Source organism: Nocardiopsis synnemataformans (assembly GCF_965343085.1).
In the GTDB taxonomy this organism is placed as follows: Bacteria; Actinomycetota; Actinomycetes; order Streptosporangiales; family Streptosporangiaceae; genus Nocardiopsis; species Nocardiopsis alborubida.
Map to the genome: position 1 here is coordinate 1 of NZ_CBDRFA010000116.1, position 20,300 is coordinate 20,300.

Annotated in this window: 17 protein-coding genes; 3 read left to right on the plus strand and 14 right to left on the minus strand. The window is 69.6% G+C overall.

All coding sequences use genetic code 11. From position 1 onward, the window contains the following. Positions 1-766 precede the first annotated feature (766 nt). The 9 genes from ACSIH6_RS37325 to ACSIH6_RS37365 all read right to left on the minus strand — a co-directional run bounded on the left by ACSIH6_RS37325 (position 767) and on the right by ACSIH6_RS37365 (position 13,875). The gene (locus tag ACSIH6_RS37325) at positions 767-2,800 is read right to left on the minus strand and encodes a penicillin-binding transpeptidase domain-containing protein (protein ID WP_435113212.1); all 2,034 of its coding nucleotides are present in this window, start codon (positions 2,798-2,800) and stop codon (positions 767-769) included. A 23-nt stretch (positions 2,801-2,823) separates the two neighbouring features. Next, positions 2,824-3,288, minus strand: coding sequence for an SsrA-binding protein SmpB (smpB, locus tag ACSIH6_RS37330; protein WP_017567748.1), 465 nt, complete (start codon positions 3,286-3,288; stop codon positions 2,824-2,826). Positions 3,289-3,362: 74 nt separating this feature from the next. Further along, positions 3,363-4,274: a permease-like cell division protein FtsX gene (gene ftsX, locus ACSIH6_RS37335; protein WP_435113215.1), complete on the minus strand. Its 912-nt coding sequence runs from the start codon at positions 4,272-4,274 to the stop codon at positions 3,363-3,365. Between the two features lie 57 nt (positions 4,275-4,331). Then, positions 4,332-5,021: a cell division ATP-binding protein FtsE gene (gene ftsE / locus ACSIH6_RS37340; RefSeq protein ID WP_013154728.1), complete on the minus strand. Its 690-nt coding sequence runs from the start codon at positions 5,019-5,021 to the stop codon at positions 4,332-4,334. Positions 5,022-5,500: 479 nt separating this feature from the next. Next, on the minus strand, positions 5,501-6,619 hold the full coding sequence (prfB, locus tag ACSIH6_RS37345) for a peptide chain release factor 2 (protein ID WP_435113218.1): 1,119 nt from the start codon (positions 6,617-6,619) through the stop codon (positions 5,501-5,503). A gap of 111 nt (positions 6,620-6,730) precedes the next feature. After that, positions 6,731-11,599 carry an NAD-glutamate dehydrogenase gene (locus ACSIH6_RS37350; protein WP_435113220.1) on the minus strand — a complete coding sequence of 1,623 codons (4,869 nt, stop codon included), beginning with the start codon at positions 11,597-11,599 and terminating at the stop codon, positions 6,731-6,733. A gap of 328 nt (positions 11,600-11,927) precedes the next feature. Then, positions 11,928-12,677, minus strand: coding sequence for an HAD family hydrolase (locus tag ACSIH6_RS37355; protein WP_435113222.1), 750 nt, complete (start codon positions 12,675-12,677; stop codon positions 11,928-11,930). A gap of 95 nt (positions 12,678-12,772) precedes the next feature. Then, complete coding sequence (locus ACSIH6_RS37360) at positions 12,773-13,015, minus strand: DUF397 domain-containing protein (protein ID WP_435113225.1); 243 nt, start codon at positions 13,013-13,015, stop codon at positions 12,773-12,775. Between the two features lie 2 nt (positions 13,016-13,017). Next, positions 13,018-13,875 carry a helix-turn-helix domain-containing protein gene (locus ACSIH6_RS37365; RefSeq protein WP_435113231.1) on the minus strand — a complete coding sequence of 286 codons (858 nt, stop codon included), beginning with the start codon at positions 13,873-13,875 and terminating at the stop codon, positions 13,018-13,020. Positions 13,876-14,046: 171 nt separating this feature from the next. Between ACSIH6_RS37365 and ACSIH6_RS37370 the strand changes: the two genes are divergently transcribed. The 3 genes from ACSIH6_RS37370 to ACSIH6_RS37380 all read left to right on the plus strand — a co-directional run bounded on the left by ACSIH6_RS37370 (position 14,047) and on the right by ACSIH6_RS37380 (position 16,389). After that, complete coding sequence (locus ACSIH6_RS37370) at positions 14,047-14,361, plus strand: hypothetical protein (protein WP_435113233.1); 315 nt, start codon at positions 14,047-14,049, stop codon at positions 14,359-14,361. Between the two features lie 295 nt (positions 14,362-14,656). Beyond that, positions 14,657-15,739: a methyltransferase domain-containing protein gene (locus ACSIH6_RS37375; RefSeq protein WP_435113235.1), complete on the plus strand. Its 1,083-nt coding sequence runs from the start codon at positions 14,657-14,659 to the stop codon at positions 15,737-15,739. A gap of 140 nt (positions 15,740-15,879) precedes the next feature. Beyond that, entirely contained in the window at positions 15,880-16,389 is a 510-nt protein-coding gene (locus ACSIH6_RS37380) for a GNAT family N-acetyltransferase (RefSeq protein WP_435113237.1), read from the plus strand. Here ACSIH6_RS37380 and ACSIH6_RS37385 read toward each other — a convergent pair. The 5 genes from ACSIH6_RS37385 to ACSIH6_RS37405 form a co-directional block, all read right to left on the minus strand. Next, positions 16,374-16,829 carry a DUF6912 family protein gene (locus ACSIH6_RS37385; RefSeq protein ID WP_435113239.1) on the minus strand — a complete coding sequence of 152 codons (456 nt, stop codon included), beginning with the start codon at positions 16,827-16,829 and terminating at the stop codon, positions 16,374-16,376. The two genes, ACSIH6_RS37380 and ACSIH6_RS37385, sit on opposite strands and share 16 nt — an antisense overlap. 55 nt (positions 16,830-16,884) lie before the next feature. Then, on the minus strand, positions 16,885-17,559 hold the full coding sequence (locus ACSIH6_RS37390) for an HAD family hydrolase (protein ID WP_435113245.1): 675 nt from the start codon (positions 17,557-17,559) through the stop codon (positions 16,885-16,887). A gap of 136 nt (positions 17,560-17,695) precedes the next feature. Continuing rightward, positions 17,696-19,372, minus strand: a complete 1,677-nt coding sequence (locus tag ACSIH6_RS37395; protein WP_435113241.1) for a glycoside hydrolase family 3 protein — start codon at positions 19,370-19,372, stop codon at positions 17,696-17,698. Between the two features lie 152 nt (positions 19,373-19,524). Continuing rightward, the gene (locus ACSIH6_RS37400; RefSeq protein WP_435113243.1) at positions 19,525-20,013 is read right to left on the minus strand and encodes a PTS sugar transporter subunit IIA; all 489 of its coding nucleotides are present in this window, start codon (positions 20,011-20,013) and stop codon (positions 19,525-19,527) included. Between the two features lie 47 nt (positions 20,014-20,060). Further along, positions 20,061-20,297 (minus strand): PTS sugar transporter subunit IIB, encoded by a 237-nt coding sequence (locus tag ACSIH6_RS37405; RefSeq protein ID WP_017564291.1) that lies wholly within the window; start codon positions 20,295-20,297, stop codon positions 20,061-20,063. Positions 20,298-20,300: the final 3 nt, after the last annotated feature.

A 20,300-nucleotide genomic window follows, 5' to 3' on the forward strand; every position in this document is an offset into this window, starting at 1 on the left:
CCGCGTCCTTCAGCACCGAGCCAGGGCTTCTCCGGGTGCAGTCCGCGCTGTCGTTCTACTCGGCCCCAGCGCTTGCACGGACACATCGCTGACAGGCCCAGCCACGAAAATGTCCCGCTCAGGCCCCGTGGCCTGATCTGAGCGGTGAGTCATCTAGCTGATGCCGGGATCTGGGCCGATGACGAGCCCAGGCCGACAGAGACGCTATCGCTTAGGCAGCGAGAGCGAACTCAGTGCGCTTAGAATTGGCACTTGTGTTTACGCGAATGCAGGATTAACGAGGTCACAAACGCAACCCTCGACCCGCTTCCCCTGGAACGACTACCGAAGTCGAAACCGATCACCCCCTGTGCAGTTTTCACGGCCTCCCCGCCAGGCGGGGCGACCGACAAGCGAGCGGCGAACGCTCGCGCGTCCATCACTCTACCTGTTGAACAGCACGGGGGCCAAGCTGATTCCCGCTCGCGGAGGGGAATCCGCGACCGCCTCCGGGACGGACAGGGAGAAACCCCCGCGGGCGCGGACGCAAGAGGTGGTCGACGCGACCCGCGGGGGCGGTCGGCAGGGTCGGGCCGACCTTGGGAAACGACAGGATCTCCCCCGAGATGAGGTCCTGTCCCTCACTGGTCCGCTACCCCCTGTCGCGGCCCAGTCATAGGGGAAGACGCGAGCGGGCCCCCGGGGGGTTGCCCGGGGGCCCGCTCTTTGCCAGGTTCTGCCCTGTCCGGAGGCAGCGGTGACCGGAGCCGCCGTCGACCGGTCGGCCCTACCAGCCGGTCTCCTCCGTGCCCGTCAGGTCGGCCTGGTTGGTCGGCCCCGTCTGCGTCGGCCCCGTCTGCTCCGAGGGGAGGCCCACACCCTCAGTGGTCGTGGGACCGCCGGGCAGCTGCTCGCCGGTGGTCGGTCCGGCGGGGGCCTCCTCGGGCACCCCGTTGGCCATCCCGCTGAGGAAGGAGCCCGCGGCGTTCACCGCGTGCTGCGACACCAGCGTCGTCGCCGGGTCCGCCTCGGCCAGGACGGCGAAGGCCACGTCGTCCTTGTAGCCGACGAACCAGTGCAGCGAGGTGTCGCCCTGTTCCACGCGGGCCGCCTGCCCGTGGACCTCTCCCCCGGTGGCGAGCAGCTCGGGCATGCGGTTGGCCACCGCGTCGCGCAGCCCGGTGCGGACCACCTCCAGGTGGGCGCTGTCCAGGGAGGCGGCCCCGATCGGGTCCGGGCCCTCCTCGGGCACCAGGGTCGGCGCGTTCCACGTACCGTCCGCGACCGCGGCCGCGACCAGGGCCATGGACAGCGGGCTGACCCGCACCCCGTGTTCGCCGATCATGGCCGCGGCCACGTTCTCCTCGCCGTCCTCCACGGCCACCGAGCCCGAGGAGGCCGGGACGGGCAGCTGCCACTCGGCGCCGATGCCCATCCGCCCGGCGGTCTCGGCGATCCCCTCCGGCCCCACCTCGGCGCCCAGGCCGGCGAACCCGACGTTGCAGCTGAAGGTGATGTTGCGGGCCAGGGTGGGCTGGTCGAGCAGGGCCCCGCCGCCCGGGTTGACGAAGGTGCGCCCGCCGATCTCCGCGGAGTAGCCGCAGGGCACCTCGCTCTCGGGGGTGGCCGCGCCCGACTCCAGGGCGGCCAGGGCGGTGACCATGCCGAAGGTGCTGCCCGGCAGGTAGGAGCCGGTGAAGGCGTTGTCGTCCGCGGTGCTGCCCGAGGCGCTGGCCGCGGCCAGGACCTCGCCGCTGCCGGTGTCGACCGCCACCAGGTAGCCGTTGCCCGGCACCATGTCCAGCGCGTTCTCGGCGGCCCGCTGCACGTCCAGGTCCAGGGTGGTGTCGATGGCCCCGCTGAGCGAGCCCTCCCACGCCTCCAGGACGTCGGTGACCTGACCGTCCTGGTCCAGGGAGACCACCTGGGTGGTGCCCGAACCGGCCAGCTCGTGCTGGAAGATGTTCTGGAGCCCGTTCAGGCCGACGGTGTCGCCCGCCTGGTAGGAGCCGGGCACTCGGGAGGAGACCCGGTGCTCGGCGGTACCGGCGACCTCGCCCAGCAGGAAGGGCGACACCGAGGGGGTCAGGTTGACCTGGACCTCCTGGGTGTCCACCCCGGAGATCCGCGAGGCCTCGCTCAGCAGCGTCTCGTCCACGCTGGAGCCGCGCATGAGCACCAGCGGCTGGAACTGCTCGGGCGGCGCGGAGCGCACCCGGTTCAGGAGCGGGTCGGGGTCCTCGTTGAGGAGTTCGGCGAGCTGGGTGACCCCGGCCTCCTTGTCCTCCATGTCCGCGGGGTAGACGCCGAAGGCCGTCACGCTGTCCGCGGTGACCAGCGGCTCGCCCTCGCGGTCGAGGATCTGGCCGCGCTCCTGGCTCTCGTAGCTGACCGCGAGGCGCTCCTCCTCGCTCAGGTCGGGGTGCAGCACGCTCGTGGACCAGGAGATGCGCCAGCCGTCGGGGCCCCACTCCAGGGGCATGCGCCCGGTGTAGCTCCAGGTCGGGTCGCCGATGCCGAGGTCGGCGTTGACGCCGAACTCGGCCTGGGCCGACTCGCCCTCGCGGGAGATGGGTCCGAGCTGGAAGCGCAGGGAGGCCAGGTCGAGCTGCTCGCGCATGTCCGTGAGTGCCGCGGACACCTGTGCGGGGTCGCCGTCGGTGTAGGCGGCGGCGGTCTCGTGGTCACCGTCCTGCCAGGCGAGCAGGAAGGACCTGACCGCCACCTCGGGACTGGGATGCGGTGTGCACGCGACCAGGGCGGCGGCGAGGAGCAGGCCGCTGCCGGCGGCCGTGATCCGGCCGAGGGGACGGGGGGACACCGTGTGTGTTCCTTTCAGGTGCCTCATCGACGGCGGCGGATCGCGCGTTCCATGTCGCGTTTCGCCTCGCGCTCGGCGATGTCGTGGCGCTTGTCGTACTCACGCTTACCGCGGGCCAGAGCGATCTCCACCTTGGCGCGCCCGTCACTGAAGTACAGGGACAGCGGGACGAGCGTGCGGCCGGGTTCCCGGGTCTTGCCGATCAGCCGGGAGATCTGCTCGCGGTGCAGGAGTAGCTTACGCGATCGTCGGGCGGCGTGGTTGGTCCACGTCCCCTGGGAGTACTCGGGGATGTGGACGTTCTCCAGCCACACCTCGCCGTCGTTGATGTGCGCGAAGCCGTCCACGAGGGAGGCGCGGCCCTGCCGCAGCGACTTGACCTCGGTACCGGTCAGGACCAGGCCCGCCTCGTAGGTCTCGTCGATGTGGTAGTCGTGCCGGGCCCGGCGGTTCTGCGCGATGAGCTTACGCCCGGTCTCCCGTGCCACAGGTGTGTCCCTTCATACGTCCGGGGGGCACGTGGCCCCCCGGTGTCGAATCCTCCCCGCCCCAGGCGGCCGCGTCAGATCTTGAGATAGCGGCGCAGGGTGAGGAACGAGGTGATGGTGCACAGCAGGATGCCGAGGATCATCGAGACGCCGATGACGTACAACAGCGAACCCGCGCCCAGGGCCATGTCGAACTGGAACCAGTCCTCGATCCGCGTGAGCAGGGTGTAGCGGGTGGCCACGATGAAGCCGGAGGCGATCAGACCACCGATGAGGCCGGCGACCGCGCCCTCCAGCAGGAACGGCAGCTGGATGTAGAAGTTCGACGCGCCGACCAGCCGCATGATGCCGGTCTCCCGGCGGCGGCTGTAGGCCGACAGCCGAATGGTGTTGCCGATCAGCAGCGCGGCGGCGGCCAGCTGGACCCCCGCGAGCACCAGGGCGGCCGCGCGCAGGCCGTCCAGCAGCCCAAAGAACTGCTCCAGCACGATCTCGTCGTCGGAGACGCTGTCCATGCCCGGAGCGCCCTCCACCGCGGAGCGCACGGTCTGGTAGTGGGAGGGGTCGGTGAGCTGCACCCGGTAGTTGTCCGGGATGTCGCCCTCCTGCGTGGCGTTGGCCAGCGCCTCGTTGGAGGAGCCGAATCGGTCCTGGAAGTCCTGCCAGGCCTCGGCCGCGGTGAGGTAGGTGTACTCCTGCACCTGGTCCAGGCCGTCGAGGGTCTGCTCCAGGGCCTGGCGGTCCTCGTCGGTGGCCGGACCGTTCTCCTGACAGGTCGTGGTGGGCGAGATCTCGGTACACATGTAGATGGTGAGCGTGATCCGCTCGTCCCAGTAACTGCGCATCTCGGAGACCTGCTGGTTGACCAGTAGACCGGCGCCGAAAAGAGTCAGTGAGATGGCCACCGTCGTGATGACCGCGATGGTCATCGTCAGGTTTCGGCGAAGGCCGATCCACGTCTCGGAGAGAACGAATTGTGCTCGCATGATCTGTTAAAGGTCCATCCTTCGGGGCTTCGCCGCGCCGGTCCTCGCAGCGGGAGGTCAGTACGCCTGGCCGTAGACGCCGCGCGTCTGGTCGCGCACTACCAAGCCCTCTTCAAGCTCGATCACGCGCTTGCGCATCGAGTCGACGATGGCGGCGTCGTGGGTCGCCATGACGACGGTGGTGCCCGTGCGGTTGATTCGGTCCAGCACCTTCATGATGCCGATGGAGGTCGCGGGGTCGATGTTGCCCGTGGGCTCGTCGGCCAGCAGGATCTGGGGGCGGTTGACGAACGCGCGGGCGATGGCCACGCGCTGCTGCTCACCGCCGGAGAGTTCGTTGGGCATCCGCCCGGCCTTGCCCTCCAGGCCGACGAGTTCGACGACCTCGGGGACGACCTTGCGGATGAAGCGGCGGGGCTTGCCGATGACCTCCAGCGCGAAGGCGACGTTCTCGAAGACGTTCTTGTTCGGCAGCAGGCGGAAGTCCTGGAAGACGCAGCCGATACGGCGGCGCAGGTGGGGGACCTTCCAGTTGGACAGGCGCGCCAGGTCCTTGCCGGCGACGTGCACACGCCCCTTGTCGGGCTTCTCCTCCTTGAGGACCAAGCGGAGGAAGGTCGACTTGCCGGAGCCGGACGGGCCGACCAGGAAGACGAACTCGCCCTTGTCTACGTCAATGGAAACGCCGTCGAGCGCGGGGCGCTTCTGGGTCGGGTAGACCTTGGTGACGTTATCGAAGTGGATCACAGGCGCATCACAAGGTTCTCGAAGGTATGGGCACCCGCAGTGGAGGGCACTCCGCGCGGGATCGTACCGGCCACATGGCCAACCGACAGTGTAGAGGGGGGAGCGGCCCGGATTGTCCCGGTCGCCTCACACCCGAAGACTCGGTGCACCATCGGACAACAGCCTCGAGCATATCGGAGGCGTCAACCGATGATAACGTTCACATATAGCAGTTTCGGTAAAACTGCGGAGACGTGATCATCACCATTGGGACACAACATCCACATCTGTCCCACCTGCTCACACGGGGTGTCACCGCTACGACCGGGCGTGTCCGCGGCCTCCGCCAGAACCGTCCCGGCCACCGGGGACTCCGGCCGCGCGGACCGCGGACCCCGGGTTCCGTCTCGCTCGCCGCCGTCCCCCGGACGGCGCCCCGACCCGGCACACCTGGCCCGCCGGACCCTCCCCCGCGGCGGGGCCGCCGGGAGAAGGTGCCCCTAGGAGTCCTCGGAGCGCTCGCGGCTGCGCATCCAGCGGATCTCGGCGTCGATGAACTCGTCGATGTCCCCGTCCAGCACACCCGAGGTGTTGCCGGTCTCGGCGCCGGTGCGCACGTCCTTGACACTCTGGTACGGGTGCAGGACGTAGTTGCGCATCTGGGTGCCCCAGCTGCTCACCGAGTCACCGCGGATCTCGTCCAGCGCCGCCTGCTCCTCCTCGCGCTTGCGCACCAGCAGCTTGGCCTGGAGCATCGACATGGCCGTGGCCTTGTTCTGCAACTGCGACCGCTCGTTCTGGCAGGACACCACGATGCCGGTCGGCAGGTGGGTGATGCGCACCGCCGAGTCGGTGGTGTTGACGCCCTGGCCGCCGGGGCCGCTGGAGCGGTACACGTCCACCCGCAGGTCGCCGTCGTCGATCTCGATGTGGTCGCTCTGCTCCACCACCGGGACGACGTCCACGCCCGCGAACGAGGTCTGGCGCCGGTTCTGGTTGTCGAAGGGCGAGATGCGCACCAGGCGGTGTGTGCCGTGCTCGCCGCGCAGGGTGCCGTAGGCGAACGGGGTCTTGACCGCGAAGGAGGTGGACTTGATGCCCGCCTCCTCGGCGTAGGAGGTCTCGTAGATGTCGGTGGGGTAGCCGTGCCGCTCGGCCCAGCGCAGGTACATGCGCTGGAGCATCTGCGCCCAGTCCGCGGCGTCCACGCCGCCCGCCTGGGAGTTGATCGTGACGATGGCCTCGCGCTCGTCGTGCGGCCCGTTGAGGAGGGTGCGCACCTCCAGCTCGCCGATCTCCTTGCGCAGCTGGTCGAGCTCGCGGTCGGCCTCGGCCTTGGTGTCGGCGTCGTCCTCGCCCTCGGCCAGCTCGTAGAGCACGCCGAGGTCGTCGAGCCGCTGGCTGATGCCGTTGACCTTGTTGACCATGGACTCCAGGCTGGAGAGCTGGCGCGTCACCTTCTGCGCGTTGTCCTGGTCGGCCCACAGTTCGGGGTCGGCGGACTGCTCGCGCAACTCGGCGATCTGCGTGTGCATGGCCTCCAGGTCCAACACGGCGCTGACGCTCGCCAGGGTCGCCGCGAGGTCCTTGATCTTCTCTGCTGGGTCCAGTTCTGCCACGGACCCCAGTGTAGGCCCCAAACAGGTGCGGGCTCCCCGCGCGCACCGGCGCGGGGAGCCCGTCGGGGTCGGACGGGGGACGAGGACCCTGACGGACCGGCCCCCCGGGCGCTAGCCCACCAGGCCGCGGAAGGACCGCAGCGCCACGGACAGCGTGGCCAGGTCGAAGCGCTCGTTCTCCTGGATCTCCGACAGCGTGATCCCGGCGCGCTGCACCCGGTCGCGGTTCTGGTCGATCCACGCGGCGATCAGCTCGGAGGGCTCCTGCGCCGGGCCGCTCTCCAGCACCCGCGCGGTCAGGTCGGCGTGCGCCGCGTACAGGTCGTCGCGCAGCGAGGAGCGCGCCGTCGTCACCCACCGGTCGTCGCGCGGCAGGTCGATGATGCGCTCGCGCCACCAGCTGATGTTGAGCCGGTCGGCCAGCTCGAAGTAGAGCTCGGCGACCTTCTCCACCGGACGCCCGGTGCGCTGGGCGATCTCCACCAGGTCCAGCGTGGAGTAGGCGGGCACCATCACGGCCACCTGCTCGGCCAGCTCGGTCGACACGCCCATCGACGTGTAGCGGTCGCGGCGTTCGACGAAGGCCTCGCGGTCGCGGCCCCGCAGCAGCTGGACCAGCTGCGGCAGCACCTCGCCCACGCCGTCGGCGAAGTAGCCGATCTCGCTGCTGATGTCGAAGGGGAAGGTTCGGTTGCGCAGCAGCCACCGGGCGGAGCGCTCGGCGAGCTTGCGCGCCTCCAGCAGCAGGACGAGCTGGCTGTCCATCGAGATCTCGTGGTCCAGCTCCTCCAGCCTGCTCCAGAACCGGCGCAACCCCAGCACGTCCTGCACCACCAGGTAGGCGCGGGCGATGTCGGCGGAACTGGATCCCAGCTCCTCGTTGAGCCGGAACGCGAAGGTCAGACCGGAGCGGTTGACCATCTGGTTGACGACCTGGTTGACGATGATCTCCCGGCGCAGCGGGTGGGAGTGCACGCCCGCGGCGAAGCGCTCCGACCGCAGGGGCGTCGGGAAGTACGCCGTCAGGGTGTCGGTCAGGTACGGGTCCTCGGACAGGTCGGACAGGTCGAGCTGGTCCTTGAGGCTGATCTTGGTGTACGACAGCAGCGTGGCGAACTCCGGGCTTGTCAGGCCCCTGCCCGCCGCGCGCCGCTCCGCAATCGTCTTGTCGGAGGGCAGGTCCTCCTGCTTGCGCTTGAGCACCCTGGTGCGCTCCAGGTGGCGCATGTACCGGCCGTGGACGTGCAGCATCTGGTCGTCCTGCTTGCGCGCGGCGGCCAGCACGGTGTTCTGCGCGTCGTTGTTGTCCAGGACCAGCTCGGCGACCTCGTCGGTCATGTCGATGAACAGCTGGTCGCGGTCGGCCTTGTCCAGCTTGCCCGCCAACACCTCCCGGTCCAGCATGATCTTGATGTTGACCTCGTGGTCGGAGGTGTCCACACCGGCGGAGTTGTCGATGAAGTCGGTGTTGATCCGGCCGCCCGCGCGAGCGAACTCGATCCGCGCGTCCTGGGTCAGGCCCAGGTTGCCGCCCTCGCCGACCACCTTGACGCGCAGCTCGGTGGCGTCCACGCGCAGCTGGTCGTTGGCCTTGTCGCCCGCGTCGGCGTGCGTCTCGGTACCGGCCTTGACGTAGGTGCCGATGCCGCCGTTCCACAGCAGGTCGACGGGGGAGGTGAGCACGCACCGGATCAGCTCGTCCGGTGTGAGACTCCGCACCTCCTCATCGATGCCGAGCGCCTCGCGCACCTGCGGCGTGATCGGCACGGACTTGGCCGTGCGCGGGTGCACGCCGCCGCCCTCGGAGATGAGCTTGGGGTCGTAGTCCTCCCACGTGCTGCGGGGCAGGTCGAAGACGCGCTTGCGCTCCACCCAGGAGGTGTGCGGATCGGGGTCGGGGTCGAGGAAGACGTGGCGGTGGTCGAAGGCCGCGATCAGCCGGATCTGCTGGGAGAGCAGCATGCCGTTGCCGAACACGTCGCCGGACATGTCGCCGATGCCGACGACCGTGAACGGCTCCTCCTGCACGTTCACGCCCATCTCGCGGAAGTGGAACCGGACCGACTCCCAGGCGCCGCGCGCGGTGATGCCCATGGCCTTGTGGTCGTAGCCGACCGAGCCGCCGGAGGCGAAGGCGTCGCCGAGCCAGAAGCCGCGCGCGGTGGAGATGGCGTTGGCGGTGTCGGAGAAGGTGGCGGTGCCCTTGTCGGCGGCGACCACGAGGTAGGAGTCGTCGCCGTCGTGCAGGACGGTGCGCTCGGGGTGCACGGTCTCGCCGTCCACGAGGTTGTCGGTGACGTCGAGCAGGCCGCTGATGAACTGCTTGTAGCAGGCCACGACCTCGGCCATCACCTCGTCGCGGGTGCCGTTCTGGGGCAGCCGCTTGCACACGAAGCCGCCCTTGGCGCCGCTGGGGACGATGACGGAGTTCTTGACCATCTGGGCCTTGACCAGGCCCAGGATCTCGGTGCGGAAGTCCTCGAAGCGGTCCGACCAGCGCAGTCCGCCGCGCGCGACCGCGCCGAAGCGCAGGTGCACGCCCTCCACGCGCGGGGAGTAGACGTACATCTCGAACCGGGGCCGCGGGTGGGGCAGGTCCGGGATCTCCTGCGGGTTGAGCTTGAGCACCAGGTAGGGGTGGCCCTGGTAGTGGTTGGTGCGCAGGGTGGCGCGGATCGCCGCCAGGAACGCGCGCAGGATGCGGTCGTGGTCCAGGCTGGCCACGGCCTCCAGCTCGCCCTCGACCTTTCGGACGAGGACGTCGGCGCGCTCGTGGCGGCCCTCGCCGGGCTGGTCGGGGTCGAAGCGGGTCTCGAACAGCTCGACCAGCAGGTTGGCGATCCCGACGTTGGCCACCAGCACGTCGGCCAGGTACTCGGGGGTGAACGTGGACCCGGTCTGGCGCAGGTACTTGGCGTAGGCGCGCAGCACGGTGAGCTGGCGCCAGTCGAGGCCCGCCCGCACCACCAGGGCGTTGAACCGGTCGCTCTCGCCCAGGTCGCGCCAGGAGGCGTCGAAGGCCTCCTCGAACAGGCACTTGAGGCGTTCGGGAGCCAGGTCGGACTCGGGGATCGGGCCGAGGCCGAAGTCGTAGATCCACACCCGGCCCACGTCCCGGACGGTGACGTCGTAGGGCCACTCGTCGACGACCTCCACGCCCAGGTTCTCCAGGACGGGCAGGACGCGCGAGAGCGAGATGGGCTCGCCGATCCGGTAGAGGCGGAACCGCCAGCAGCCGGGGTCGGCGTCCTCGCGCTGGTACAGGACCGCGGAGAACTCGCCGTGGCGCCGCTCGGGGTCGGTGCGGGCCAGGAGCTTCTCCAGCTCGCGGATGTCGCCCGCCGCGGTGGCGGGGCTGTTGTCGACCTTGTAGGCCTCGGTGAGGCCGCCCGAGTAGCGCTCCTTGAACTCGGTGGCGCGCACGGGGCCGAAGGCCGCGGCGAGGGCGTCGTCGAGGTCCAGGTCCCAGGAGCGGGCCGCCTCGCGGACCTTCTCCTCCAGGGCGACCTGGTCGATGTCGGCGAGGGTGCGCCCGTGCTGGGCGCGGGCCACCAGGTACAGGCGGGCCAGCGGGGCGGAGCCGATGAGCACGTTGTGGTCCATCGTGGCGCCGTGGAAGGCCTCGGCGAGGACCTTCTGGATGTCCAGGCGCACCCGGGTGCTGTACTGGTCGCGCGGCATGTACACGAAGCAGGACATGTACCGGCCGCCGTAGGGGTCGCGGCGCATGAACAGCTTGGTGCCGCGCCGGTCGCGCAGGCGCAGGACTCCGCGGACGATGTTGTACAGCTCGCCCACGGGAATCTGGAGGAGTTCCTCCCGGGGGAAGGTCTCCAGCAGCTCGGTGAGGTCCTTGCCGTCGTAGCTGTCGGCCTCGAACCCGGCCAGGGCCAGCACCTCGGCCTGCTTGCGGCGCATGATGGGGATCTGGGCGATGCTGGTGGTGCTGGCCTGGGAGGTGAACAGGCCGAGGAACCGGCGCTCGCCGACGATGTTGCCCTGGGCGTCGAACTTCTTGACGCCGATGTAGTCCAGGTACTTGGGCCGGTGGACCGTGGCGCGCGAGTTGGCCTTGGTCAGGACCAGGATGTAGGGCTCGCGGGCCTTGCCGCGGATCTCGGGGGGCAGGGCGGCGAAGCTGGTGGAGGCGGGCGAGTCCATGCGCAGGATGCCCAGGCCCGAGCCGGGCTCGGGGCGCAGGGAGTCGTCGCCGTTCTCGTCGGTGACCAGGGTGTACTCGCGGTAGCCCATGAAGGTGAAGTGGCGTCCCGCGGCCCAGCGCAGGAAGTCGACGCTCTCGCCGATCTCGCGCGGGTCCACTCCCCCGGCCACGAGCCGGTCGGGGTAGGCCGCGAGCTCGTCGGCGATCCGGATGGCCCGGTCGCTCATCTTGCCGGCGTCCTCGTCCACGTAGCGCACGTCGGCCAGGACGGACTCGACGCGGGCGGTGATCTCCCGCAGGCGCTCGGGGTCGGGCTGCGGGTCGATCTCGATGTGCATCCAGGACTCGTCGATGGGCAGCAGGCCCCCGCCGCCGGTCTCCGGGTCCACCCGGACCAGACGGCCCTCCAGGTCACGGCCGACGGTCATCTGGGGGTGGATGATCAGTCGGGCCCCGGCACCGAGGTCGCTGAGGGCCATCGTGACGGAGGAGACGAGGAAGGGGGCGTTGTCGGTGACGATCTCCACGACGCCGGTCTGCTGGTCCCAGCCGTCGCGCGCGGCGTCGGGGGTGTAGACGCGGACCTTGGCCCGTCCGGCGGCGCGCTGGGCGCCGAAGGAGCGGTGGGCCTCGGCCGCGCCGCAGATCTGCTCGGGGGAACGGCCGCTGATCTCCTCGGGGTCCGTGTGCCGGTAGTACACGGGGAGGAAGCGGCGGACGGCGTCGGCCTCCTCGGGGCTGATGCGCGCCCCGGGGGACCACTTGGTGGCCGCCTCACTGAGCAGCTTCTGGAGCTGGACGTCGGATTGCCCGGACATAGGGATCTCTCACTCCTTTGTGAGCAACGTCGCACGAGTGCTGGCAGAACGACCGGTCATATGACCTGTGAACTTCTGGGGCACTGCGTGATTCGGTGTGAACTCCCTGGGCCGCAAGGAGTCCACGACCGTGGTGGTTCGGATTGGGGTCGCGGGGCGCCGGACCTCGTTGTCCCCGCCCCGCCCGGTGCCAAGGCTACTGGCTTTCGGGCCCGGGGGCAGGACCAACACCGTTACAGGGTGGTTGCGGAGTGTTAGAAACAGATTGCGGTGATCGGTTACTGCGTACACGGGCCACCACCTACCCCTCGAACAGGGGGACATGTCGTCACCGAGCCGTTGCCTGGTGGACCGCGGTCATCACGGCCCGGGGATCGGTCAGGTCGGGCAGGACGACGACCGCCCCGACCTCGCGCAGCTGGCTCTCCGTGGTCGAGCCGTTGAGCACCGCGACCGGGGTCGCGCCGCCGATCACGGCGGCGCGCACGTCCGGGGCGGAGTCGGTGATGAAGACCGTCTCCTCCTCGGGGTAGACCCGGCCGCCCTCGCCCGCCGCGTGCAGGCGGATGGACTGGATGAGGCTGGACTTGGGGTAGTTGACCGAACCGTAGCCGCCGATGGCCAGGTTGAGGTAGGTGTCCAGGCCGAAGGCGACCAGCTTGGCCGTGGCGTTGGCGCGGGTGCTGCCGCTGACCACCGTCTGGACGGTGTCGGGCATGGAGGCCACCGCCGCCAGCGAGGCCGCGGCACCGGGCATGACGCGGCCCTTGGAGAGCAGCTCCTCGGAACGCCTGCCGAAGGACTCCTCCAGGGCGTCGAGGAACTCGCCCAGGGAGCTGGTGTCGGGTTCGACATCGACGTAGTTGCGGGCGCAGAACTCGAAGAACATCTCCGAGTCGGTCCGGCCCGCCGACGAGGTCAGATAGACGAGGGGCTCACCGGTGACCTTCTCGAAGGCCTCGGCGTAGGCCGCCCTCGTCACCCGTCCCACGTCGAGGAGGGTGAGGTCGATGTTCCATAGCACCAGGCGGCTGATGGCGAACTCCTCGGGGCGCGACGGGGGTGGGGTCTCCTCCATCTTGCCGTATGGACGCACAAGGGCGGAAACCTCCGTCCGGGTCCGGCCAGGAGGGCAGTCCGAACGGAGGATTTCGGCCAGAAGGCATCAGGAGGTCAGCGCCCTCCCGCGACCAGGCGGGTGAACGCGGCCCATTCGGAGGCACCCACGGGGAGAAACCCCTGTTCGGGGTGCTTGGAGTCGCGGATGGCGGCGCCGGTGGGGAGATCGGCGACCTCGACGCAGTTGTCCTGGGAGGAGGAGTAGGAGGACTTACGGAACGCCGGGGATACCTGGGCCACCTCGACGCAGTTCTCCTGGGAGGAGGAGTAGGAGGACTTACGGAACTCCAGCAGCATGGTCAGGCTCGCTTGTCGTGCTCGGCGGCGATGGACTCGATCAGGGCAAGGGACTTCTTCGGGTCCAGGGCCAGGTTGTGAACAGCGTCGAAGATCAGCGTATGCCGATCGACATAGGCTTGGTCCTCCACATAGAGAGTCTCCACACCAGTGGAGATACTGACGATGCCCGGCTCGGGGCTGGGAAACTCCAGCAGCGAGAAGGCTCCGTCCATCGCCGTGTGCGCCCCGGCATCGAACGGCACGACCAACAGCGTCACCTTGTAGTGGGCCGCGATTCCCGTGAGAAACCGCAGTTGCTCAGCCATCACCTCAGGTGAGCCGACCACCCGGTGCAATGCCGCCTCGTCGATGACGCAGATCAGCTGCGGGCCGCCAGGCGCGTCGAGCACACTCCGGCGAGACATCCGAGACTCCACCTTGCGTTGGGTGTCCTCCGGAGGAACGATCCCACCGGACTCAAAGATCGCGGTGGCGTAGTCCGGCGTCTGGAGCAGACCAGGTATCAGTAGTGCCTCATACGACCGGATTCGGACGGCTTCGGCCTCCATGTCAGGCAGCGAACCAGGGAAAAGGTCAGCGTATTTGTGCCAGTCGCTGCGCCCGCGAGCCTCCTCGGTCAGACTGAGAAGGTGCTCCCTCGCCTCGCCCCGCACCTCGTAGATGTCGAGCAGCCCGGTGACCTCGTCCCGTTTGGGGAACTTCCACTCATTGCGCTCGATTCGGGTCAGTCTCGCTCCAGCGGTCCAACCCATCCGCTTCGCGACTTCGCCAGACGTCAACCCTGACTCGTCGCGCAAACGCCGAAGGGCTGCGGCCAGCCGACGCCGACGCACACCAGGTGACCGATTCGTCGTCACGTGGACCCCCACATCTCTCTTCAGCTCTGCCAATGATGGTAGTACTCGCCTGTCGATAAAAATCCTTGCAGGCAAGAAAATACTATTGAAAAACTTGCACGCAAGAGTCATACTGGAGCCAGCGGCACACCCCTATCGGGCGTCGCCTCCTCCCAGTAAGGAGCTGACTCCATGGCGTCAACGACCGTGCCCGGCGTCGAGCTGTACACCGAAGTGGTTCAAGTGATCCGGGGAGGTGAGCCCGACGAGGACGGCATCCCCCTCGCAGGCCGCGTCTCTCCCCTCGCCCCCACCTACAACACGCGGACCTGCGCGTGCTCCTGCGGTCCCCTCCCCCACAGCCTGTGGGAGTCCCTGGACCGGCTGAACCCGTACGACGACGACAGCGACATCTGGCTGCGCGTCCTGGCCGAGGGGTCCAACATTCCCCTTCCCGAGGGCGCCACGCTCATCGAGACCAAGCGGGTGAGCTACCGCGTCACGTGAGCACACACGTGTCCCTGTTGTTGGGCGACGCCGCCTTCATACCGTGGCGCCGCCCAACGGCACGGCCACTTCCATCGAACACAAGAGAAGCAACCCTCACGCTCAGGAGCACGTACATGGACACCATGACAGCGGATAGGAGCGCCGCACCGACGCTTCGCACCAGCGACTTCCGGGCGGCCGACTGCTCGAACTGCGGCGGTTCGGGGAAGGTCTGGTTCGAAAGCGACGGAGACGGCCCTTGGAAGGGAAAGCAATTGGTTGACTGCCCGATATGCAGGGGAAGTGGCAAGGCGTGAACCTGGAAGAACTGCACACTCGCCTCGTCGGACGGCTCGACACCACGGACGCGATTCGGGCGGCCTTCGCCGACCACCCCCGGCATCGTTACATCCCCGACCTGGTGTGGCCCGACATCCAGGGCCTGCCACTCGTTCGCTCGGCCGACCCCGCGCGATGGGCCGCCTACGTCTATGACGACGACGCGGTGGTCACCCAGGCCAACGACGGCGGCAGCGGCGCGGTCAACACCCCGTCCTCGTCCTCATCAGCGCCTCAGGTGATGGTTGAGATGATCCAGGCGGCCGAGGTGTGCCCCGGGATGCGGGTGCTGGAGATCGGTACCGGCACCGGCTGGAACGCCGCCATCCTCTCTTCCCTGGTCGGCCCCACAGGGGGAGTCACATCATTGGAGATCGACCCGAAGGTGGCCGAGCGGGCGCGCAAACGCCTGGCCGGAACCGGGGTAGAAGTCCGCACCGATGTGACACCACCCGAAGGAACGTACGACGCGGTCATCGCCACGTGTTCGGCACACCGCGTCCCAGAGGATTGGACACGTCACCTCACGGCCGGGGGCAGGCTCATCCTCCCTTGGGCTCCGTACGAGGCGGGCGGGCCAACCCCCATCGCCTCGTTGGTCGGAGGTCGAGAGGGTCGTTTCGTACGGGACGGGTCGTTCATGCGGGACCGCGGTCAACGTGTACCCGCCCAGCGTTTCCCAGGCATGGGGCAGGAGGTCGAACGGAAGGGGTCCTTCCCCCTTGGTTCTCGGGAACTGCTTGACCAGGATCTCCTGACCCGTTTGGTACTGGCAGCGCCCGACATCGGAATCAACGTCGGTGTACGTCCCTGGGAGAGCGGGACCGCCTCGATCATTGCGCTCGGGGCAGGTGCCCCCTGGGCCTACGTGTGGCCCGACGGCTCCACCACCGGAGGCGGTCCCCGTGATCTGGTTGAGGAACTGGCGGAGGTCCACGCTCTTCTGGAGGGCGCGGGCTGGCCCGAGTTGAGTGAGTTCTCGCTGGAGACCGACACCGAATGTGGTGTGTACCGGGTACGCACAGGCGCGCTCGGCCCCTGGGAACACCCGGTGTAGAAGCGTTGCTCTCTGTCCGAAAGGCCGGACAGAGAGCAACGCTTCCCCTGAACGGCAAGGGCGCAACAGCTCGTGTTTCTCAGCCACGCTGGGAAGGGGTGCGAGCGTCTGGACTACAACGTACCCGTGGAGGACTGAGCATGGCCGACGACGTGACCGTGCGCGCCAGGCGAGAGACCGACCTCCCGGCGGCGGCGAAGGCCCTGGTAACCGTCCACGCCAGCGACGGGTACCCGGTGGAGGGCGTCGCCGACCCCCGTGCCTGGCTGACGCCGCCGGGGCTCCTGGAGTCCTGGGTCGCCGAACTCGACGGCGAGGTCGTCGGACACGTCAGCGTGAGCGCCGCCAACCACGAGGACGCCGTGGCGATGTGGACGGCGGCCTCCGGTGAACCGCAGGAGCGGATCGCGGTCCTGGCACGGCTGTTCGTCCTGCCGAGGGCGCGGCGGCGCGCGGTCGGCGCACGCCTGATACAGGCGGCGACGCACTTCGCCCGGCACTCGGGGCGCCGGCTGGTGCTGGACGTCATGGCCAAGGACCAGGCCGCCATCCGTCTCTACGAACGGCTCGGGTGGCGGCACATCGGCACCACCACCCACGTCTTCGACGGCTCCGAAGGTGTTCCGGCCCTCTGCTACGCCTCTCCCTGAGCCAGGTAGCGCAGCTCCTGGACGGCGAACCACATCAGTTCGTGGTCCTCGACCGCGTCGGAGGACGGGTCCTGGACGGCCGCCGTCACGTCCGCGACGGCGTCGGCGTCGTCCACGTGCGCCGACGCCAGCTTCTTGTACGGAACGGCTCCGGTGACCCTCACCCGGACCACCCCCTGCCCCGCGCGGCCCGCGCGCTCGACGACGTGGTCGGGCATGTTCGCGGCCAGCACCACCCGCCGCCGGGGGGCGCCGGGATCGGCGGCCAGCAGCGCCAGCGACTCCCGCGCGGCGGCGTACATGGCCTCGTACTCCGCCTCCTCCACGTCCTCGTCCGGGCCGGGGTCGGCCGCGAACGCGGTCAGCGGCACGCCCTCCAGCCGTCCCTCCTCCAGCAGGCGAGCCAGGGCGGGGATGGTGCTGGGCAGGAAGACGTACATGCGAGCGGCTCTCCAAAATGTGGGCTGAACACACCAAGTGTGCCAAACCCCGGGCTCAGGCCGCCCGCTCCCCGGGCACCGGGGGCGCGCCGTCGCCGTCCGGCGCCAGGAAGCGCTCCAGCTCCAGCCGCGTGGTGTCCACGTCGGTGTGCAGGATGCCGGTCATGCCGAGTTCCTCGGCCGTGCGGACGTTGTGTTCCAGGTCGTCGATGAACACGCACTCCCCGGGACGCAGGCCGAGCCGGTCGCAGGTGTGCAGGTAGATGCGGTGCTCGGGCTTGCGCATCCCCACCTCGCCCGAGATCACCACCGCGTCGAAGGTGGTGTCGAAGTGCTCACGGGGGTAGCAGTTGCCCCAGGAGTTCGACAGCAGGGCGGTCGCGGCTCCGGCGGTCCTGGCCTCGCGCAGGGCCTCGTACATGTCGTGCACGGGGTCGAACTCGCAGAACATGCGGTCGATCAGCCCCTCGGCCACCACCGGGCCGCCGTGCGTGCAGCGCAGCAGGGCCGCCAGCTCGCGCTCGAACGCGCAGGTGTCGATCTCGCCCCGCTCCAGCGCGTGCACGAGGTTCTCCCCCTCGACGCTGCCGTCGAAGTAGGGGCGCATGACCTCGTGGTAGTGCTCGACGTCGATGCGGTCGGCGTGCAGCCAGGCCCGGATGCCCACGGGCAGCGGCGGTGTGAGGACACCGCCCCAGTCGCAGATGACCCCTCGCCGGGTTCCGTCCACACGTCCCGTGCCGTGCACGCGTCCGGTGCCGTCCATCCGATCCCCTCCTCCGGTCGTCGGTGGCCTCTCCCCAGGTGGGCGGGGAAGCGTTCTTCCCGTTCCCCGCCCGTTTCAACCCCCGGCGAGACCCGGCCGGTCAGGTGGTCAGCCCGGTCCCGATCTCCACGTCGGCCGCCGGGATGTCCACCGGCAGCTTCCCGGAGGGCTTCACCTGTCCGGCGACGACCCTCGCGGCGGCCGCCCGGGACACGTCCACGGACGAGTACACCGCCACGAACGCCTCCGCCTCCGGGAAGGCCGCCAGGTCGTAGGGCGTGCCCTGGGACACCACGACGACCGGCAGTCCCTCGGCGCGCGCGGCCTGGACCAGGCCGCTCTGTTCCGAGGCCCCGCTGCCGCCCCCGGTACCCACGACCACGGCGTCGGCCCCGCTCTCCACCACGTCCACCCCGGCCTCGGTGAGCGCGGCGGCGATCTGCTCAGCGCCCACCCCCTGGACCCGGACGCCGCTGCCCTCGGCCAGCGGCACCAGGTCGTCCTCGTTGCGCAGCAGGGTCGCGGAGGCGTCCGCCACGCGCTGGGCGGCCTCAGAGTGCTCGGGGTCCTCCAGGACGGCCGCGGCGCCCTGCGCGTCCACCGGTTCGGCCTCCAGGATCCCGCGCTTCTCCTTGAGCGCCAGGACGCGCAGCACGGACTCGTCGATGCGCTCCTCGGTCAGGCGGCCCTGCTCGACCGCCTCGCGGATCGCGGACACCGCGGCGGCGGGGTCCGGCGGCATGAGCAGCTGGTCCACGCCCGCCTCCAGCACGCGCACGGCGATCTCGCCGTCGGAGTGGCGCTGGCGCACGCCCTCCATGTTGAGGGCGTCGGTGGTCACCACGCCGTCGTAGCCCAGCTCGTCGCGGAGGATGCCGTCGATCAGCTCCGGGGAGATGGTGGCGGGCTCGGGGTCCTCGCTCCCGTCCAGCTGCGGCATCAGCACGTGGGCGGTCATGATGGCGTCCACGCCCGCGTCGATGGCCGCCCGGAACGGCGGCAGGTGCTCGGCCTCCCACTGCTCGCGCGGCATGTCGATGACGGGCAGGCCGCTGTGGCTGTCCACGTCGGTGTCGCCGTGCCCGGGGAAGTGCTTGACCACCGACACCACGCCTGCCCCGGAGTAGGCGCCCGACTCGGCGACGGCCATCTGTGCGACCAGGTCGGGGTCGGAGCCGAAGGAGCGGATGCCGATGACCGGGTTGGCGGGATCGGTGTTGACGTCGGCGTCGGGCGCGTAGTTGAGGTTGACGCCCAGGGCGGTGAGCTCCTCGGCGGTGGTGGAGGCGCGCAGCTCGGCCAGTTCGGTGTCGCGGGTGGCGCCGACGGCCATGGCGTCGGGGAAGCGGGTGCCCACGGGCAGCCGGGCCACCAGGCCCTGTTCCTGGTCGATGCCGACGAACAGCGGAACGCCCTGTCCCTGCTCGGCGGCGAGGTCCTGCACGCCCGCCGACATGGTGGCGATCTGCTCGGCGTCGGTGAGGTTGGCGTCGAAGTAGATGATGCCGCCGGGCCGGTGGGCCTCGATCTGGGCGGCGTTCTCGGCGGCCGAGGTGCCCTGGGCGGTCAGGACGAGGAGCTGGCCGATCTTGTCGTCCAGGTCCATCTCGGACAGCAGCCGGGGTGCGAGCACGGGCTCGAAGGGCTCGGCCTCGGCCGACGGCTGGGGTTCGCGGTCCTCCTGCGAGGAACCCACCTCCTCTGTGGTGCATGCGGTGGCGATCAGTGCGAGTCCCACGCAGGCCGGGGCCAGGGCGTGCGGAACGGACAGTTTCATGGCGGACTTCATCTCCGGCGAAATCGTGGGTTCGCCGCCGGAGAATACCCGTTGCGGCAGGCCGAGACGCGGAACCGCCGCCACGCGGGCGCGCGTGGTGGCGGTTCGGGCTCCGGTGAGCGGTGTGCGCGGACGCGCGTCCGCGCACCTTTTCAGGCCCAGGTGAAGAGGGCGTCCCCCCGGTCGACCGAGCCGCTGACCACATCGCCCAGCGCGTCGGGCGAGGCGTCCAGGGCGACCACCGGGACCACCGACGGTCTTCCCTGCGCGGCCACCGAACCCGGCGACCAGCGGACCACCGGGGTGCCCGGCTCGACCTCGTCGCCCTCGGCGGCCAGGAGGGTGAACCCCTCCCCCGCCATCTGGACGGTGTCGATGCCCAGGTGGACGAGCACGCCCCGGCGGTGGTCGGGCGCCATCACCACGAACGCGTGGGGGTGCAGCTTGACCAGGGTCCCCGCGATGGGGGACACGGCGTCCTGGACACCCTCCTGCCCGCCCTCCTGACCGGGCTCGGGGTGGATGGCGACCCCGGGGCCGACCATCGACTGGGAGAAGACGGGGTCGGGCACCGTTTCGAGGGACAGCGCCGTTCCGGGCACGGGGGAGAGTACGCGCAGCGTACCGATCACGTCTGACATGGGGGATGTCTTCCCTCCCTGGGGGGTTTGATCCTTCCTGGCGGGGCCTATTCGAGCAGGTCCCGAATGTCGTCGGTGAGGGCGTCGGCCTCGGGGCCCACCACCACCTGGACGACGTTGCCCGAGACCAGCACGCCGTGGGCTCCGGAGGCCTTGAGGGCCTTCTCGTCCACGAGACCGGGGTCAGCCACCTCGGTGCGCAGCCGGGTGATGCAGGCCTCGATGTCCTCGATGTTGTCCGCGCCGCCCAGACCGGCGACGATCGCCGCTGCCTTGTCCGCCATGTG

What these genes read in the sequence shown, in the direction of transcription:
- ACSIH6_RS37385 (WP_435113239.1), bottom strand. Translation starts at nt 16,829, where the DNA reads ATGTACGTCTTCCTGCCCAGCACCATCCCCGCCCTGGCTCGCCTGCTG.
- ACSIH6_RS37400 (WP_435113243.1), bottom strand. Translation starts at nt 20,013, where the DNA reads ATGTCAGACGTGATCGGTACGCTGCGCGTACTCTCCCCCGTGCCCGGA.
- ACSIH6_RS37405 (WP_017564291.1), bottom strand. Translation starts at nt 20,297, where the DNA reads ATGGCGGACAAGGCAGCGGCGATCGTCGCCGGTCTGGGCGGCGCGGAC.
- ACSIH6_RS37360 (WP_435113225.1), bottom strand. Translation starts at nt 13,015, where the DNA reads ATGCTGCTGGAGTTCCGTAAGTCCTCCTACTCCTCCTCCCAGGAGAAC.
- ACSIH6_RS37380 (WP_435113237.1), top strand. Translation starts at nt 15,880, where the DNA reads ATGGCCGACGACGTGACCGTGCGCGCCAGGCGAGAGACCGACCTCCCG.
- ACSIH6_RS37395 (WP_435113241.1), bottom strand. Translation starts at nt 19,372, where the DNA reads ATGAAACTGTCCGTTCCGCACGCCCTGGCCCCGGCCTGCGTGGGACTC.
- ACSIH6_RS37370 (WP_435113233.1), top strand. Translation starts at nt 14,047, where the DNA reads ATGGCGTCAACGACCGTGCCCGGCGTCGAGCTGTACACCGAAGTGGTT.
- ACSIH6_RS37355 (WP_435113222.1), bottom strand. Translation starts at nt 12,677, where the DNA reads ATGGAGGAGACCCCACCCCCGTCGCGCCCCGAGGAGTTCGCCATCAGC.
- ftsX (WP_435113215.1), bottom strand. Translation starts at nt 4,274, where the DNA reads ATGCGAGCACAATTCGTTCTCTCCGAGACGTGGATCGGCCTTCGCCGA.
- ACSIH6_RS37350 (WP_435113220.1), bottom strand. Translation starts at nt 11,599, where the DNA reads ATGTCCGGGCAATCCGACGTCCAGCTCCAGAAGCTGCTCAGTGAGGCG.